Below are 17,095 nucleotides of genomic sequence, written 5' to 3' on the forward strand. Positions count from 1 at the left end.
CGAGCCTGATGGTCAACGCCTGTTCGGCTCCGCGTCACCCCGACGACAGCAGCCGCCGCCACGATGCGACCGTGGAAAACAAGCTCTCCCGCCGGTCCCTGCTCCAGGCAGCAGCAGCCGTCCCGATCCTGTCAGCAGCCGCGGCGTCCGCAGCACCGACGGCGGCAGCCGCCGCGCCGGCACCCGCCGCACCCGCCGCGCAGAACGGCGGCCGCCCCGACACGGCCGACCCGCGGTTCACGATCGCCGTCCTGCCCGACACCCAGTACCTCCTGGACGACGGCGGCTCCGACGCCGAACCGGTCGCCGCGACGCTGCGCCACCTCGTGCGCGAGCAGGCGCGGGACAACATCGTCTTCATGGCCCACCTCGGCGACGTCACCGAGCACGGCACGGTGTCCGAGATGCGGGCGGCGAGCCGCGCGTTCGACGCCGCCGGCCGCCTGTCCTACAGCGTGCTGGCCGGCAACCACGACGTCAGCGGCGACGACCAGCGGGGTGACACGCCGTACCTGCGCACCTTCGGGCCGCGGCGGTTCTCCCGGATGAAGACCTACGGCGGCTCCTCCCCCGACGGATACAACAGCTACCACGTGGTCCGCGGCGGCGGCCGGGACTGGCTGGTCCTGGCGCTGGACTGGCGCGCGTCCGACGCCGGGCTTGCCTGGGCGCAGGGTGTGCTGGGCGAGCACGCCGAGCTGCCCACGATCCTGACCACCCACGACCTCGTCTGGGCCGAGGACGACGGCGCCGCCCAGCTCTCCGACAACGGACAGCGCCTCTGGGAGCGCCTGATCCGGGGCAACGACCAGATCTTCCTCGCGCTGGGCGGGCACTACTGGCCGTCCGGCCGCACGACCATGACGAACGACGCCGGCAACCCGGTCCACCTGCACATCACCAACTACCAGGACCGCTACTACGGCGGCGCGGGCATGGTGCGGTACTACTCGTTCGACCTGGACCGCGGCGTGATCGACGTCGAGACGTTCTCACCCTGGCTGCGGGCGAAGCAGGACCCCACGCCCCTGGAGTCGGAGCACGTGGAGCTCAGCGGCGACGTCGACCGGTTCACCGTCGAGATCGACTTCGACGAGCGGTTCGCCGCCTTCGCGCCGCCGGTGCTGCCCGTGCCGCTCCCGCCGTCGGCCGTCATGCCGCGGGGCACCGTCGCGTACTGGCGGTTCGACGAGGCCGGGCTCGCCACCGCGGTGGCCGACGGCGCCCCGGTCGCACCGGGCACCGTCGCACGCGACCTCACCGGGAACGGCAACGACCTCACCTCCTCGCTGCTGCACGCCAGCGGCCCGGAGACGCTGACCTGGTCGGCAGAGCACCACGACGCCCAGCCGGCCCACGCGAGCCTGCGCTTCGACGGCGGCAAGGGGCCCGACCGCGGCGCGGTGCTGCGGACCGGCCCCGATGCTCCGGTGAACAGCGCGAAGTTCGAGTCCGGCTACACGATCGAGACGTTCCTCAAGCTGCCCGAGCCCTTCGAGGGCGACCACTCCTGGATGGGCATCCTGAGCTGGGAGGGCCGCGCGGGCGACGCCGGCAAGCACAGCGGCTGGTCCGACGACGAGCCGACGTGCAGCCTGAACCTCTCTGGCGAGCGGTTCCTGCAGTTCGTCGTCTACCCCGTTCCGGGCGACGCCGACCCCACCTCCTGGAGCCACGCCATCCCGGTCGGCCGCTGGATGCACGTCGCGCTCGTCAACGACGGCCGGCACACGGTGATGTACGTCGACGGGTCGAAGATCGTGCGCAACGCCGCCGAGGAGTCACGCGGCATCTCCACACTCGGGAAGCCGTTCGCCATCGGCGGCACCCAGTTCGACGAGAAGTACGAGCAGGGCTTCTACGGCTGGATCGGGGACACGAGGATCGTCTCGCGCGCCCTGCGGCCGGACCAGTTCCTCACGGCCAGGAACCGCTGAGCCGGTATCAAGAATCACCCGTTCCGAACTCATTGCCTATGGCGCGTCGAAGCGGTTACGCTCGGCGCGCCATATCAATGCATATCCATCCTTTTACCAAACGCTGACAGTGCTGTCAGCGACAGAAGGGTAGAACCGATGAAGCGTCGATCACTCCTCTTGGCCGCCCTCGCGGCTCCGCTCGCCGTCGCCGGCGCCACGTTCGCTCCCCCGGCCCCAGCCCAGGCCGCCACCTGGACGTCCTCCGACCGGTGGGGCAGCTGGAACAACGGCGGGTACACGCTCTACAACAACGTCTGGGGCGGGGGCTACGGGCCACAGACGATCTGGGCCAACTCCTACAACAACTGGGGAGTGTGGGCCAACCACCCGAACACCGGCGGCATCAAGTCCTACCCAAACGTGTCCTACAACCTCGGCCGGGACGTCTGGAACATGGGCAACGTCAACAGCACCGCCAACGTCACGGTGCCCTCGGGTTCCGGGCTGGCGTACAACACCGCCTACGACGTGTGGGGCAACGGGCACGACCACGAGATCATGATCTGGACGCAGTGGACGTCCAACGTCGGCCCGATCGGCAGCTACGTCTCCACCGTCACTCTCGGCGGGCGCCGCTGGAGGTACTACAAGGGACACAACGGCGGGAACCACGTCTACAGCTTCCTCGCGGAGTCCCAGAGCACCAACATGTCGGTCGACATCACCGCCCACTGCCAGTGGCTGGTCGGCCAGAACCACATGCCGCGGGTGCGGATCGACCAGATCCAGTTCGGCTGGGAGATCACCTCGTCCTCGGGCGGCCGCGACTTCCGAGTGAACTCCTACTCGCTGAACCGATAGGTCATACAGCTCTGAGATGAAGCCGCCCCGGCCCGGCCGGGGCGGCTTCATCTCAAAGATCACCACGGGGTCCGGGGGTGATTAATCCAAACCACCTGGACAAATGCTGAGTGCAGGCTGAGCATCAATAGATGAGCAACAGTGATGAAGCTGTGGCAGAGGTAACCCCGCCCGCACCGGGTTCCGGAGCCGGCATATTGGCCCGCGAGACATACCGCCATCTGCGGCTCATGCTCGTGACGCTACCGGCGCTGATGTTTCTCGCGATCTTGATCCTCGCCTTCACCGGACAGGTCGAGGGGTCCATCAGCGCGTACTACCTGGGGCCGATCCGAGATGTATTCGTTGGCGCGATGGTGGGCACGGCCGTGTGCCTCATCGTCTATCGAGGCTCCCCGGCGTTCGAGGACTACACCCTCAACGTCGCAGGCTTCTACGCGATCTTCGTTGCCTTCGTGCCGACCGGCCTCGCGGAGAATCTTGCCTCCCTCGGTGCCGAGGAGCGCCAGGAGGCGGTGAACGCACTTCGTATCACCATCGGTGCCGTCATCGCGGTCACCATAGTTTTTGTAGTTCTTGAACGGCGGTTCGGCCAGTGGTCAATCCCTGATCTGCTGGAGCGACAGGCGACCAGATGGGTATTCGTCGTCACGAACGTGCTGGGTCTGGCATTTCTCGCTCTCGTTATCGTCCGCGGATTTGCGGACGACAGTTTCCAGGGCATCCATCTTGCCGCGGCGGTTCTGCTGTTCCTGAGCCTGGCGGGCGCCGTGGCCAGCCACGCCTGGCCGGGGACTTTCGGCGGAAAGGGGTCTGGCGTCAAGGCCTATCGGACGATCTTCTTCCTGATGCTGGCCGGGCTCCTGATCGCCCTCGTGCTCTGGCGTCTGCAATCCGACTACACAGCGCTTGTCCTCGAGGCGTGGGAGATCGCATGTTTCTGCGCCTTCTGGGTCATGGAGGCCAAGCGCACGTGGCCGGCGACCACCTGATCGACTGATCGGGCAACCAGTTCAACAGGTTGTTCAGCACGCCACAGGGGACCGTAACCCGGCGGGTCACGGTCCCCTGTGGCGTGTTGAACGGGAGTCAGGGCCGCCCTCAGCCCCGGCGCGGAACCAGCAGGGCACCGCCGAGGATCGCGAGCCAGATGACGTTGATCGCGCCGATGCTGGCGACGGCGCCCCAGCCGTTCGCCGCGTAGAACTCCGCGGCGTTCATCCCGAAGAAGATCGACGGCAGCAGGGCCAGGTTGACGAGAGCGAGCACGACGCTGCCGACGAGCACCCAGCGGGGCAGGAGCCCGGTCCGTGCCGCGCTGATCGTCAGGGAGATGAGGAACGTCGCCACCAGGACGCGGGCGATGGGGCCGTGCAGGAGCACCATGCCGGCGGCGAGCGGGCCGTCGACCGTCGGGTCCATGGAGCCGTCAGGAACCCAGAGGGACGTGCCGACCTCCAGGGAGGCCGATACCAGGGTGACCGCCACGTAGGTCAGCAGCGAGGCGACGGCGATCGACCCGGAGAGTCCCGCATCCCCCTGCCGGCTCTGCTTGAGCAGCCGCGCCAGGCCCACTGCGAAGAGAAGGAAGCCGACGAAGGTAGCGACCGTGATGAGGTTGCGGGTGATGACGTTCTCCGCAGGGGGCGGGCCCATGTGGACGAAGTACAGGCCCACCATGACGACTGACAGGGCCCCGGAGACCAGGCCGCTGAGCCCGGTGACGAGACGGTCGGATCGGCTGATCTGGAACGTGCTCTGCCCCGAACGGGGTGCTTCTGTGATGTCCATGGCTTCAGCGTCGCCGAGCCGGACAGGGCGGGGCATCCACCCTTCTGGTGCTCCCCGCTGACTAAAGTCGCACCGGACAAAATACTAAAGAGTGACGTCCCCGCAGGCCCGCACACCTACGCTCGGCGTCGTGACGGAGCAGAACGAGCAAGGCCCGACGAGTGAGCCGGCCACTGCGGGGACGACGGGTCCCCGGAGCGCCGGGACGCTCCTGCGCACGATCCTTCCTACGCTCGCGTCCTTCGCCGGTGGCCTCGCGCTGCTGCGCTGGGTGCTGGTCGAGCGACCGGCCGGTGCGCTGCTGTGGGTGGACATCGGCTGCGGCGTGCTGGCGTGCTCCGCGCTGCTGTTCAGGCGCCGGGCGCGGACCGCCATCGCTCTGACGCTGGCGGCCGCGGCGGCGTTCGTCGCGACGGCGGGCGTGGCCAACATGGTCGCGCTGTACGGCGTCGCCCGCCACGGCCGGCTGCGGGTGGCGATCGTGATCGGCGCCGCGAACGTGCTCGCCGGCTACGTCTTCTGGCTCGTCTATCCCGGCAACAACCAGGTCTACCTGACCGTGGTCGTGAACCTCGCCATCGTCACCGCCGTCGTGGCGTCCGGCGCGCTCCGGCAGGCCCAGGCCTCTCTCCTCCTGTCCTACCGCGAGCGGGCCGAACGCGCCGAACAGGAGCAGCGGCTGCGCGAGTCCCAGGTGCGCCAGGCCGAGCGGACGCGGATCGCGCGCGAGATGCACGACGTCGTCACGCACCGGATCTCCCTCATCGCTCTGCACGCGGGTGGGCTGATGGTCGATCCTGACCTGTCCCGCGCCGCGGTCAAGGACGCGGGCGAGCTGATCTACGGTTCCGCCCACCAGGCGCTCGACGAGCTCAGGATCGCCCTCGGCGCGCTCCGGGCGGACGAGCCGATCTCGCTCGAGCAGCCCAGCCTCGACCGGATCCAGGACCTGGTCGGCGAGGCCGTCCGGGCGGGGCAGCGGGTGGAGCTCGACATGGACCCGGCGCTCCTGGAACGGGCGCGGACCGGCGTCGGCAGGGATGCCTACCGCATAGTCCAGGAGGGGCTCGCGAACGCACGCAAGCACGCACCCGATGCCACCGCCCTGGTGACGCTCGCGCTCGAGGAGGGCGCGCTCCGGGTGCGCGTGGAGAACGAGGTGGTCGAGCGGTCGCTCGGCGTCCCGGGCGCGGGGGCCGGGCTGATCGGCCTGAAGGAGCGCGCGGACCTCGCCGGCGGAACCCTGCGCTACGGCCCGTCGGCAGGACGGTTCGAGCTGGTCGGTGAGCTGCCATGGACGTGACCACCATCTCGGTGCTGCTGGTCGACGACGACCCCATGGTCCGCAACGGCCTGAAGATGGTCCTGCGCGGCGACCCGGGGCTCGTCGTCGTGGGCGAGGCCGGGGACGGACGCCAGGCCGTAGGGCTGGCTCGCGAGCTGAAGCCCGACGTCGTCCTGATGGACCTGCAGATGCCGGTGCTGGACGGCGTGGGCGCCACCCGCGAGCTGCACAAGTACCCGGACGCCCCGGCCGTCCTGGTGCTGACCACGTTCCACCTCGACACGTACGTCCTCGACGCCCTGTCGGCGGGCGCCCGCGGCTACCTCCTCAAGGACGTCCCGCCGACGGAGATCGCGCGCGCGGTACGCCTGGTCGCCGCGGGCGAGTCGGTCTTCTCCGCCTCGATCACGCAGCGCCTGGTGCAGCAGGTCGCGGACCCGGCGGCCGCGCCACTGGCCGACGCCGCCCGCCGCGCGCTCGCGGCCCTGACCGAACGTGAGCGCGAGGTCGCCGAGGCCGTGGCCGCCGGCAGGTCCAACGCCACGATCGCCGCCCAGATGTACATGAGCGAGGCGACCGTGAAGACCCACGTGTCCCGGATCCTGACGAAGACGGGCAGCGAGAACCGCGTCCAGGTCGCGCTGCTCGTCTACCAGGCGCAGAGCGCGAGAGGATGAGCACATGCCCTCCCCCGTCCGCCCCGGCCTTGCGGTCACCTCCGCGCTGACCATCCCCCGGGCAGAGCTCACGGAGCGGTTCTCGCGCGCCTCCGGCCCGGGCGGCCAGGGCGTGAACACCACCGACTCGCGCGTCGAGCTGTCCTGGGACGTCAGCCGGTCGGCAGTCCTGAGCGACGCGCAGCGCGAGCGTGTCATGGGCCGGCTCGCGGAGCGGCTGGTCGACGGCGTCCTCACCGTCGTCGCCTCGGAGAACCGGGAGCAGCGACGCAACCGCGACGCCGCAGCCAAGCGCCTCGCGGCTCTCGTGGCCGACGCCCTCGCCCCTCCCCCGCGGACCCGCCGCCCCACGCGCGCGACGCGGGGTTCGAAGGAACGGCGGCTGACCGCCAAGAAGCAGCGGTCCACGACCAAGCAGCTGCGCTCGTCGAAGCCCCGGCGCGAGGACTGACAGCCACCGTAGATCGCTTGTCGAAATTGGCCTTGCTCCCCCGTGCCAGGCTTCGACGGTGAACACGACAGTCGTCGCACGTGCGATCGCAGCGGCAACCTCGATCGCCGCATCGCTCGACCTGCGGGCCGACGACGCCGTCGTCCTGCACAACTCGAACAAGCTGTCGCTGCGGCTGACGCCGTGCGACGTCTTCGCCCGGGTCGCCCCCGAGGGACAGGAGGTCGCGCAGTTCGAGGTCGAGCTGGCGCAGCGGCTCGCCGAGGTAGGCAGCCCGGTGGGTCTGCTGGAGCCCCGGGCGGATCCGCGGGTGTACCGGCGCGACGGTTTCGCCGTGACGCTGTGGACCTACTACCGGCCCGTGACGCCGCCCACCTCACCGGTGGACTACGCCAAGGCGCTGGAGCGGCTGCACGCCGGCATGCGCGAGGTGGACGAGGTGGCGCTGCCGAGCCCGAGGTTCATCGACCGGATCACCGAGGCGGAAGATGTCGTCGCCGACCCCGCCCGCTCGCCGGAGCTCGCCGACGCCGACCGCGTGCTGCTCGGCGGCAGGCTGGCGAGCCTGCGGGAAGCGATAGTCGGCCGTGGCGCCGTCGAGCAGCTGCTCCACGGCGAGCCGCATCCGGGCAACGTGCTCAGCACGGAGTACGGCCCGTTGTTCATCGACCTCGAGACCTGCTGCCGCGGACCCGTCGAGTTCGACCTCGCGCATGCACCTGTGGCTGTCGGCGACCACTACCCCGGCGTCGACCAGGGGCTGCTGGACGACTGCCGGCAGCTCGTCATCGCGATGATCGCCACGTGGCGCTGGGAGCTCGGTGACCAGTTCCCGAAGGGGCGGCGGTTCGGCGAGGAGTGCCTGCGCCTGCTGCGCGCGGGTCCGCCCTGGCCGGCGCTCGACACGCTGCCCAGCGGGTTGGATGGTCCGTAGCTGGACGGTCCCGAGCTGGACGGTCCGTAGCTGGACGCTCCGTAGCGATCACGTGTCAGGCTGGAGGGATGGCGAACCGTCTGGCGACCGCGACCAGCCCGTACCTCCTCCAGCACGCGAACAATCCAGTCGACTGGCGGGAGTGGGGCGAGGAGGCGTTCGCTGAGGCCCGGCGCCGCGACGTCCCGGTGCTGCTGTCCGTCGGGTACGCCGCGTGCCACTGGTGCCACGTCATGGCGCACGAGTCGTTCGAGGACGCAGGCGTGGCCGCGGCGGTCAACGACCGCTTCGTCGCGGTGAAGGTGGACCGCGAGGAGCGGCCCGACGTCGACTCCGTCTACATGAGCGCGGCCACCGCGCTCACCGGTCAGGGCGGCTGGCCCATGACCTGCTTCCTCACCCCGGACGGCGATCCCTTCTACTGCGGCACCTACTACCCCCGCGACCATTTCCTGGCGCTGCTCGACGGCGTCGCGGAGGCCTGGGCGGAACGCCGGGACGCCGTCGAGCAGCAGGGCGCGGCGATCACCGAGGCGGTGACCCAGGCGTCCACACGCCTGACCCCCGACCGGCTGGACGACGGCGCCCTCGCCGCCGCGGTGCGCGTCCTGGCCCGCGAGGCCGACCCGGTGCACGGCGGGTTCGGCCGCGCGCCCAAGTTCCCGCCGTCCATGACGCTGGAGCACCTGCTGCGCCACCACGCCCGCACCGGCGACCCGGAGGCGCTGCGGATCGTCGAGCGCGCATGCGAGGCGATGGCCCGCGGCGGCATCTACGACCAGCTCGCGGGTGGGTTCGCGCGCTACGCGGTGGACGCCGCCTGGGTCGTGCCGCACTTCGAGAAGATGCTGTACGACAACGCGCAGCTCCTGCGGGTCTACCTGCACCTCTACCGCGCGACCGGTTCGCCGCTCGCCGCCCGCGTCGCCCGCGAGACCGCCGGCTTCCTCCTGGCCGACCTGCGCACGCCCGAAGGCGGCTTCGCCTCGGCCCTCGACGCCGACACCGACGGCGTCGAGGGCCTCACCTACGTCTGGACCCCGGCGCAGCTCGCGGAGGTCCTCGGGCCCGACGACGGCGCCCGCGCCGCGGCGACCCTGTCCGTCACGCCAGAGGGCACCTTCGAGGAGGGCGCCTCGACCCTCCAGCTGCCCGAGGACCCCGACCCCGGCTGGTGGGCCGGGGTGCGCGCCCGGCTCGCCGAGGCCCGGTCCACGCGACCCCAGCCCGCGCGCGACGACAAGGTGGTCACCGCGTGGAACGGCCTGGCGATCGCCGCCCTCGCGGAGGCCGGGGTACTGCTCGGCGAGCCGGACCACATCGCCGCCGCGCGGGAGTGCGCAGAGCTCGTCCTCGGCCTCCACCTCGTCGACGGGCGCCTGCGGCGGGCATCACGCGGCGGCGTCGTCGGAACCGCACCCGGCGTCGCCGTCGACCACGGCGACCTCGCCGAGGGGCTCCTTGCCCTGCACCAGGCGACCGGCGAGACACGCTGGCTCGACGCCGCGGGCGGCCTGCTCGACGTCGCGCTCGACCGGTTCGGCGACGGAGCGGGCGGCTTCTTCGACGCGGCCGACGACGCCGAACGCCTCGTCAGTCGGCCGAAGGACGCCACGGACGCGGCCGAGCCGGCGGGCCAGTCGGCGCTCGCCGGCGCGCTGTGCACCTACGCCGCCCTGACCGGATCGCCCCGGCACCGGGCAGCGGCCGAGACCGCGGTGGCCGCTGCCGGCGGACTGGCCAGGCAGGCGCCACGGTTCGCCGGCTGGACCCTCGCGATCGCGGAGGCGCTCGGCGCCGGCCCGCTGCAGGTCGCCGTCGTCGGGCCCGACGACGAGGCGCGTGCCGCGCTCGAACGAGTCGCCAGGGGTGCGGCGTCGCCGGGACTCGTGGTCGCCGTCGGCGAGCCGGACGCCCCGGGCGCACCCCTGCTCGCCGCCCGACCGCTCGTCGACGGGCGGGCGGCGGCCTACGTGTGCAGGGGGTTCGTGTGCGACCGGCCGGTGACGACCGCCGAGGACCTCGCGGCGGCGCTCGGGGTCTGACGCGCCGGCAGCCAGCGCAGCGTGACGAGACCCAGCGCAAGGTGCAGCGCGGCGGCCACGGCTGCCGCGACGTGCAGTCCGGCGACGAAGGCCGACTTGGCGTCGGCGATCGCGGCGGCGGCGAGCGCCGGGAGCTGGAGCGTCTCGTCCAGCGTCGGGGCGAGGTCAGGGCCCTGCAGGCGGAACAGCAGCGCTGCCACGGAGCCGAGCATCGCTATGCCCAGGGCGTTGCCCAGCTCGTTGCTCGTCTCGGCGATCGCCCCGGCAGATCCTGCGCGCTCGGGCGGGACGGCACCGACGGCGATATCGGCGACGACGGCGAAGGAGATGCCGTAGCCGATGCCCGCGACCACCGTGGAGGCGACGTACCAGCCGATCCTGCCTTCGACGGTCGTGAGCAGGAGCAGCAGCAGCCCGAACGCTATGGAGAGGTGGCAGGCGAGCAGCATCGTCCGCTTCCCGACGCGGTCCGCCAGTACCGGGGTGACGATGCTGGTCGTGACGAGTACGACGGCTCCCGGCAGCGCCAGCAGCGCGGCGTGCAGGACGGGGAGGTCCAGGACGGACTGCAGGTAGATCCCCGCCAGATAGGCAGTTGCCGACCAGGCCGCGAGCGGGATCAGTCCGGTGATCACGGCGACCGTGAAGATGCGGTCGCGGAACAGCGAGAAGTCGATGAGCGGGTGTTCCAGCCGCAGCTGGCGCCTGCCGAACCAGACCATGACGGCGATACCCGCGATCACTGCGCCGACGGCGGTGCCGGACAGCCCCTCGGCTGCCGCGTGCTTGAGCCCGTAGATCGTCAGCAGCAGGCCGACGGCGGAGGTCACGACGCTGGCCAGGTCGATCCGGCCCTGCCGTGGGGCGCGCACCTCACGGAGCAGCACGGGCGCGAGGCAGAGGAACGCCACGACTACCGGCAGGTTGATCAGGAGCACGGATCCCCACCAGAAGCGTTCGAGCAGCAGGCCGCCGATGACCGGGCCTACCGCGAAGCCTGCGGCGAACGTCGCGGCGAAGATGCCGATGGCCTGCGCTCGACGCCTGGGTTCGGTGAAGAGCTCACTCAGGACGGCCAGGGCGGAGGGAAGCAGGGTGGCGCCGGCGACACCCATCAGGGCGCGTGCGGCGATGAGCAGCTCAGGGGTGGGCGCGTACGCGGCGGCGGCCGAGCCGATCCCGAAGACTGCCGCGCCGATCATGAGCAGCCGCAGCCGTCCGTAGCGGTCGCCGATGTTCCCGAACGCGATGAGCAACGAGCCCACCGCGAAGCCGTAGCTGTCCAGGATCCACAGCGCCTGGTCGGCGCTCGGGCTGAGGGCCTGGCTGACTCGCGGCATCGCGAGGAACAGGATGGATCCGTCCATCGAGACCAGGAGCACGGGGCCGAGGACCACCAGCAGGCCGAGCCAGGCCCGGGTGCCGGTAGTGCGTGAGTCGCGTTGTGTCATGCGGGCAACGCTCCCGCCCGGCGTCGGGCGCAACCAGGCACCTGGTGTGGGTACACCCAGCAGGGATACCCATACCTTGGGCGTGTGTGCCTAGGCTCGGCGATGTGGAGAGCCTTGGAACCTTCCTGAAGAGCCGCCGTGACCGGGTGACCCCGGACACGATCGGGCTACGCACCTACGGAAGCAGCAGGCGCGTCCCTGGTCTACGCCGCGAGGAGCTCGCACACCTGGCGGGAGTCAGCGTGGGCTACTACACGCGGCTGGAGCAGGGCCAGGCGGATGCGGCTTCCGCGCAGGTTCTCGATGCCCTGGCCCGCGTGCTGGAGCTGGACGACGTCGAGACGCTCCACCTGCACAACCTGGCTCGCCAGCCCGCCCGAGGCGGGCTCGCGGAACCGCCGGTGGAACGGCCCCATCCGCGTGTGCTCGCGCTCCTCACGTCGCTGGCCGAGGCGACTCCGGCGATCGTGCTGGGCAGACGCGGTGACGTGCTCGCGTGGAACCGCACCGGGCACGCGCTGTTCGCCGAGCACGTGGCCTTCGAAGCCCCGGAGGACCTCGGCAACCGTCCTTCGATCCCGCGGATGTTCTTCCTCGACCCCCTCACCCGGGATCTGCACAGCAACTGGGAGGAGCTCGCGCGGATCCACGTCGCCTACCTGCGCCTCACCGCCGGCCGGTTTCCCGACGACGCACGGCTGGCGAACCTCATCGGCGAGCTCACGATGCGCAGCGACCGGTTCGCGACCATGTGGGCGACCGGGGAGGTCGCCGACTGCACCACCGGCGACATGCGCCTGCGTCATCCAACTGTCGGCGCCACGAATATCGCGTACCAGGTCTGGCTGCAGCCCGACAGCCCGGACCACCGCCTCGAGATCTACACACCGAACGACGCACCGTCGGCGGACGCGATCCGCCTGCTCGCCCAGCGCGCTCATCCGGCGTGGAGCAGCAGGGCCGAGTGACCACGTGCCGGATCAGGCGGCCCGCTCCCGGTGCCGCCGGACACCCGCACGGTTGGCGCACCGCACCGAGCAGTACCGCTGACGCCCGTTGCGGGTCACGTCGACCACCACGTTGGTGCAGGGTTCGGACGCGCAGCGTCCCAGCCGGTGCATCCCGCGCGTGACCAGGTGGAGCGAGGTGCCCACGCTGATGACGGCGCGGAGGACCGAGGACAGCACCTGGTCGTCGTCCCGGTAGTGGAGGTGCCAACCCTCGCCGTCGTGATCGGTGAGCCGCGGGTAGGCCGCCACCGCTGCCATCTGCGCGTTCAGCAGGGCGGCACGGCCCGCGGGACCGGGCTCGTCCACGATGCGCAGCCAGTCGTCGACGACGAGGCGCGAGCGCGCGTGGTCCTCTGGCTCCTCCTGGAACTCCATGGTCATACCGAACTCGCGGGTCCGCGCCTCGATCCCGGCACGGTCGTCGGGCCAGTCGTCCGCGAGGGATCCGGCGAGCAGGACCGCATACTCGCCGTAAGGGTTGAGATGCATAAGGCCATTACAGCATCGTGGGTGGCATGACGACGACCGACACCCGTCCCGCCCCGCGGACCAGCACCCAGAAGACCCGCACGCAGGAGACCCGGCACGAGCACTCGTGGGCGACGGAATCGCGCCACGCGACCTCCGCGGGATACGTGGTCTACGTGCGGTGCACGGCGTGCGGGAGTCATCGGGTAGACCTGCAGGGACACCGTGAGTTGCCGCCCGCGCCGCTGACCCGGGTGGTCGGCGGCGCGTCCTGAGCCCAGCGCTCGCGGCGGCGGAGCTGACGGCGTTCGGGGCTCGTGTCAGTGGCTCGTGCAAGCATCGGGTATGGACAACATTCAGCGCCTTCGCCCGGACGGGCTGGTCTTCAGCCCCGCCTTCAGCCACGTCGCCGTCGTGCCGCCGGGGGCGACGACGATCTACGTCGGCGGCCAGAACTCCGTCGATGCGGACGGCTCGCTCGTCGGCGGGGACGACGTCGCGGCGCAGTCGGCCCGCGCCCTGGAGAACGCAGGGACCGCGCTCGCCGCGGCCGGTGCCACCTTCGCCGACGTGGTCCAGTGGACGGTGCTCTTCGTCGACGGCGTCGACCTCGCGGCCGCCTACGGTGCGATCGCTCCCGTCCTCGCGTCCGACGAGCCGCCCCTGGTACTCGGGGCGCGCGTCGCGGGTCTTGGTGTGCCGGGTGCGCTCATCGAGGTCAGCGCGATAGCCGCCGTGCTGCGCTGACTCCGTGCCGCTCAGCGCGTCCCGCTCCGTGCCGCTCGGCGCGTCCCGCTACACCGTCGGCAGCCTTGGCGCGGTGAGCGGCGACCCGCTCACGGGTGGCGCACCGCCGCGAGCAGTACCGCTGGTCCGGCCCGCTCCCGACCGCGAGGAACACCTGATCGCAGCCGGTCGCCGCGCAGACCCCGCCCGGCAGCTCCTGCCGGTCCCAGATCAGCACGGCTATCGCCAGACAGGCTGACGCCAGGAACCACTCGCCGATCGGGCCGTCGTCGTCGCGGTCGAGGTGGACGTGCCACGCCGTCCCGCCGTGGGCGGTCAGCCGCAGCCGCTGCGTGTGCCGGGCCAGCAGGTGATTGAGCACCCCGGTCGCCGTCTCGAGGTCGTCGGCGTCGAAGATCGGGCGGAGCTTGTGAGCCGCGCGCCGCAGGGGCTCGACGTCGTCGGCCGTGACGGTCAGCGACTCGTCCTCGCCGTGGGCGAGCAGGACCTCGCGGACAGCTGCCGGTGTCGGGTCGCCGGCCAGCACGTTGATCATCGCCGCGGTACGCCGTGCGGCGGCGCGCGGGGAAAGCCGTACGGGCCAGTCGCCATTCGGTGAGACCATCGTCCACTGTAACGCTCGTAGACGGTTTCTGCGTTACGTCCGTACGGTGCGTCCGGTGTTTCTGCAGACCAAGAACCGACGTACGCGTTCCGTCGAACGTAGGGTTGGTCGCCCTATCAGTGCCCATGCCGCGACCACTCCTACGTTCGACGCCCAGGCCCGCTTGCGAGCCTCACGACGGTGTGTGGGGCCGGCTTCTGCCCGGAGCCCGCTCGTAGCCGGCGGGCCGGATCGTGAGCTCGGCGCGGCCGCCGGTCAGCGACCGCAGGTCGAGGACGTAGCGGCTGAGCTCCGCCTCCGGGACCGTCGCGACCAGGCGCGCCCGGCCGTCGTCGGCCAGCTCGGTCGCCGAGACGTGTCCGCGCCGCCCGGACAGGTCGGTGAGCACCGCACCCTGGTGGTCGGGCGGGACGGTCACGGTCACCGTCGCGACGGGCTCCAGCAGCACCGTTCCGGCCTCGGCCAGCGCAGCCTTGACGCCCGCGGCCGTCGCGACGCGGAACGCCATGTCGGACGAGTCCACCGAGTGCGACCTGCCGTCGTACACCTCGACGCGCAGGCCCACGACAGGGTGGCCCAGCGGCCCTCCGGCGGCCATCGCGTCGCGGGCTCCCTTCTCGACGGCGGAGATGTACTGCCGGGGCACCGTCCCGCCCACCACCGAGTCGACGAACTCGAAGCCGCCTTCGGGCAGCGGCCCCACCCGGAGCTGCACGACGGCGAACTGGCCGTGCCCGCCCGACTGCTTCTTGACCTTGCCCTCGGCCTGCGTCGGCCGTGCGATCGTCTCCCGGTACGCCATGGGCACGGGCCCGGTCTCGACGTGGACGCCGAACACGCGCGCGAGCCGCTCGACCGCGACGGCGAGCTGCGCGTCACCGAGGCCCCGCAGCACCGTCGCCTCGCCCACCCGGTCGACGACGAGCGTCAGGTCCTCGGCGACGAGCCGGGCCAGCGCCGTCGGCATGCGCTCGTCGTCGGACTGCGACGTCGGCACGAGCGACGCGGCATGGACGGGCTGGCGCGGGGGTGGCAGGAAGGGCCGGGCCTGGCCCGCCGGCCGCGACCAGAGCAGCGTGCCCGACGGCGAGCCGCCCAGCTTGGCCGCGGCTCCGACGTCGCCAGCGGCGAGCTCCCCGACCGGGATGTGCTCCTTGCCCTGCAACCGGAACAGGCCGTGGATGCGCTCGTCGGCGCCGGTGGTCGCATTGCGCAGCCGGTCGGACGTGCGCACGGTGCCGGAGAGCACCTTGAGCATCGAGACCTGGCCCACGAAGGGGTCGACCACGGTGCGGAAGATGTGCACGAGCGGCTCCCCCGACGGGTCGGCGGCGACCGCGACGGTGCGGCCCGCATCGCCGTCCTCCCCTCCGTGGTGCGTGCCGGCGGGCGCGTCAGGAGCGGCCGAGCCGACGACTATGCGGCTGTCGCGCTCCGTCGGCGCGGGTGCCAGCTCGCACAGCAGGTCCGTGAGGCGGTCGACGCCGGTGGCGGTCACGCCGGACGCGACCACGACCGGCACCGCCTCGCCCGTGGCCACCTCGCGCGCGAGGTCACGCTCCAGGTCGGCCGCGGACGGCTCCCGTCCGGACAGGTACGCGTCGAGCTGCTCGTCGTCGTGCGACACGAGCTCCTCGGTCACGTCGACGTGCATCCGGTGCTCCTCGTCGACGACCTCGGGCGGCAGGTCCTCCTCGTGGTGCCGGCCCTCGTCGTCGTACACGAGGGCGTGCTCGCCGAGCACGTCGGCGATGGCGTGGAACGACTGCTCCTCGCCGAGCGGCAGCTCGATGGGCCACAGGTGCTCGCCGAACGCCTCGCGCAGCTCTGCGAGCACGCGCCGGAAGTCGGCGCGCGCCCGGTCCTCCTGCGTCACGACGACGAGGCGCGGCACGCCGAGCATCTCGGCGGTCGCCCACGCGGACCGGGTGCCGGGCTGCACGCCGTCGACCGCGCTGACGACGACGAGCGCGAGGTCGGCGACCGCCAGTGCCGTGTCCATGGCGCCCGCGAAGTCCGGGTGGCCGGGCGCATCCGCCAGGGTCAGGGTGCGCACGGCGCCGTCGGGACACGTCCAGGTGAGCGTTCCGAGCGCGAGGCCGAGCGAGATGCCCCGGGCGATCTCCTCGGGCTCGTGGTCGGTCACCGTGCTGCCGTCCTCCACGCGGCCGGCGCGGGGAATCGCGCCGGCGCGGCGCAGCAGCGCCTCGGTGAGCGTCGTCTTCCCGGAGCCGGACGCGCCCACCAGGGCGACGGTCCGGTGCCTGTTGGTCGATGCCGCGTCCATGAGGCCTCCCGCCATTGGGTGCTACCGGCCATCATGGCGCTTTTGTCGGCGAGCATGCACCCCCAGGGCGGCGCAATCGCGCGATCGGCAACCACCGCGATCGGCAACCACACGGTCAGCGGCTGAGCTCGATCAGCGCGAGCAACGCCCGCCCATAGGCATCAACGGGCTCCGGGGCGGCGAACACGCGCGGCCGGCCCAGGAGCTCGACGTCCACCTCGTAGACGCCGTCGGCCCGGCGCAGCGCACGGAAGCTGGAGCGCAGGAGCGTGCGCAGCTGGTCCTCGCGCGGCAGCCAGAGGGCGTCCTCGATGGCCACCGAGTCGAGCGCCCACTCGGTGGTGCCGTTGAAGCCGAGGATGGTTCCCGTCGGGAACTCGTGCGCCTCGATGGTCATGGTGCTCACGGTGAAGACGTCGCCCGCGAGCTCGGGCGCGGCGATACGGAACTGGTCGCCGTCGACCGGCTTCCAGACCAGGCCGGCGTCACGCAGCTCCGCGGCAAGCTCGGTGGAGATCATCGACCCATTGTGGAACCCCTCTCCCTCAAAGGAGAACAACTCGGA

At 71.5% G+C, this 17,095-nt stretch carries 17 protein-coding genes; 11 read left to right on the forward strand and 6 right to left on the reverse strand.

Annotated elements, in window-relative coordinates:
• The first annotated feature begins 71 nt into the window (after positions 1–71).
• The 3 genes from AB0F70_RS02800 to AB0F70_RS02810 all read left to right on the forward strand — a co-directional run bounded on the left by AB0F70_RS02800 (position 72) and on the right by AB0F70_RS02810 (position 3,772).
• Entirely contained in the window at positions 72–1,937 is a 1,866-nt protein-coding gene (locus AB0F70_RS02800; protein WP_357443330.1) for a LamG-like jellyroll fold domain-containing protein, read from the forward strand.
• A gap of 138 nt (positions 1,938–2,075) precedes the next feature.
• On the forward strand, positions 2,076–2,780 hold the full coding sequence (locus AB0F70_RS02805) for a hypothetical protein (RefSeq protein WP_357443331.1): 705 nt from the start codon (positions 2,076–2,078) through the stop codon (positions 2,778–2,780).
• Positions 2,781–2,911: 131 nt separating this feature from the next.
• Entirely contained in the window at positions 2,912–3,772 is an 861-nt protein-coding gene (locus tag AB0F70_RS02810; RefSeq protein WP_357443333.1) for a hypothetical protein, read from the forward strand.
• A 109-nt stretch (positions 3,773–3,881) separates the two neighbouring features.
• Here the strand turns inward: AB0F70_RS02810 and AB0F70_RS02815 are convergent, their stop codons facing one another.
• Positions 3,882–4,571, reverse strand: a complete 690-nt coding sequence (locus tag AB0F70_RS02815) for a hypothetical protein (RefSeq protein ID WP_357443335.1) — start codon at positions 4,569–4,571, stop codon at positions 3,882–3,884.
• A gap of 130 nt (positions 4,572–4,701) precedes the next feature.
• On the opposite strand from AB0F70_RS02815, the gene AB0F70_RS02820 reads away from it, so the two are divergent.
• The 5 genes from AB0F70_RS02820 (at position 4,702) to AB0F70_RS02840 (ending at position 9,963) form a co-directional block, all read left to right on the forward strand.
• The gene (locus AB0F70_RS02820) at positions 4,702–5,874 is read left to right on the forward strand and encodes a histidine kinase (RefSeq protein WP_357443337.1); all 1,173 of its coding nucleotides are present in this window, start codon (positions 4,702–4,704) and stop codon (positions 5,872–5,874) included.
• A complete protein-coding gene (locus AB0F70_RS02825) occupies positions 5,865–6,533 on the forward strand; it encodes a response regulator transcription factor (RefSeq protein WP_357443339.1) in 669 nt (222 codons plus the stop codon). Before AB0F70_RS02820 ends, AB0F70_RS02825 begins: the two co-directional genes overlap by 10 nt.
• Positions 6,534–6,537: 4 nt before the next feature.
• The gene (gene arfB / locus AB0F70_RS02830) at positions 6,538–6,984 is read left to right on the forward strand and encodes an alternative ribosome rescue aminoacyl-tRNA hydrolase ArfB (RefSeq protein ID WP_357443341.1); all 447 of its coding nucleotides are present in this window, start codon (positions 6,538–6,540) and stop codon (positions 6,982–6,984) included.
• Positions 6,985–7,042: 58 nt separating this feature from the next.
• The gene (locus AB0F70_RS02835) at positions 7,043–7,918 is read left to right on the forward strand and encodes an aminoglycoside phosphotransferase family protein (RefSeq protein WP_357443343.1); all 876 of its coding nucleotides are present in this window, start codon (positions 7,043–7,045) and stop codon (positions 7,916–7,918) included.
• A 68-nt stretch (positions 7,919–7,986) separates the two neighbouring features.
• Positions 7,987–9,963 carry a thioredoxin domain-containing protein gene (locus AB0F70_RS02840; RefSeq protein WP_357443345.1) on the forward strand — a complete coding sequence of 659 codons (1,977 nt, stop codon included), beginning with the start codon at positions 7,987–7,989 and terminating at the stop codon, positions 9,961–9,963.
• Here AB0F70_RS02840 and AB0F70_RS02845 read toward each other — a convergent pair.
• Positions 9,888–11,414: an MFS transporter gene (locus AB0F70_RS02845; RefSeq protein WP_357443347.1), complete on the reverse strand. Its 1,527-nt coding sequence runs from the start codon at positions 11,412–11,414 to the stop codon at positions 9,888–9,890. The genes AB0F70_RS02840 and AB0F70_RS02845 overlap by 76 nt on opposite strands.
• Positions 11,415–11,518: 104 nt before the next feature.
• Between AB0F70_RS02845 and AB0F70_RS02850 the strand changes: the two genes are divergently transcribed.
• Positions 11,519–12,382, forward strand: a complete 864-nt coding sequence (locus AB0F70_RS02850) for a helix-turn-helix transcriptional regulator (RefSeq protein ID WP_357443349.1) — start codon at positions 11,519–11,521, stop codon at positions 12,380–12,382.
• Between the two features lie 12 nt (positions 12,383–12,394).
• Here the strand turns inward: AB0F70_RS02850 and AB0F70_RS02855 are convergent, their stop codons facing one another.
• Positions 12,395–12,913, reverse strand: coding sequence for a CGNR zinc finger domain-containing protein (locus AB0F70_RS02855; RefSeq protein WP_357443351.1), 519 nt, complete (start codon positions 12,911–12,913; stop codon positions 12,395–12,397).
• A 26-nt stretch (positions 12,914–12,939) separates the two neighbouring features.
• On the opposite strand from AB0F70_RS02855, the gene AB0F70_RS02860 reads away from it, so the two are divergent.
• Complete coding sequence (locus AB0F70_RS02860) at positions 12,940–13,167, forward strand: hypothetical protein (RefSeq protein WP_357443352.1); 228 nt, start codon at positions 12,940–12,942, stop codon at positions 13,165–13,167.
• Between the two features lie 70 nt (positions 13,168–13,237).
• Positions 13,238–13,639, forward strand: coding sequence for a RidA family protein (locus AB0F70_RS02865; RefSeq protein WP_357443354.1), 402 nt, complete (start codon positions 13,238–13,240; stop codon positions 13,637–13,639).
• Here AB0F70_RS02865 and AB0F70_RS02870 read toward each other — a convergent pair.
• From AB0F70_RS02870 to AB0F70_RS02880, 3 genes are all read right to left on the reverse strand, one after another.
• On the reverse strand, positions 13,611–14,243 hold the full coding sequence (locus AB0F70_RS02870) for a CGNR zinc finger domain-containing protein (protein WP_357443356.1): 633 nt from the start codon (positions 14,241–14,243) through the stop codon (positions 13,611–13,613). The two genes, AB0F70_RS02865 and AB0F70_RS02870, sit on opposite strands and share 29 nt — an antisense overlap.
• Positions 14,244–14,415: 172 nt before the next feature.
• Positions 14,416–16,530, reverse strand: coding sequence for an elongation factor G (locus AB0F70_RS02875; RefSeq protein ID WP_357443358.1), 2,115 nt, complete (start codon positions 16,528–16,530; stop codon positions 14,416–14,418).
• A gap of 115 nt (positions 16,531–16,645) precedes the next feature.
• Positions 16,646–17,050 carry a pilus assembly protein CpaE gene (locus AB0F70_RS02880; protein WP_357443360.1) on the reverse strand — a complete coding sequence of 135 codons (405 nt, stop codon included), beginning with the start codon at positions 17,048–17,050 and terminating at the stop codon, positions 16,646–16,648.
• Positions 17,051–17,095: the final 45 nt, after the last annotated feature.

It is taken from the genome of Promicromonospora sp. NPDC023805, assembly GCF_040639635.1.
GTDB lineage: Bacteria > Actinomycetota > Actinomycetes > Actinomycetales > Cellulomonadaceae > Promicromonospora.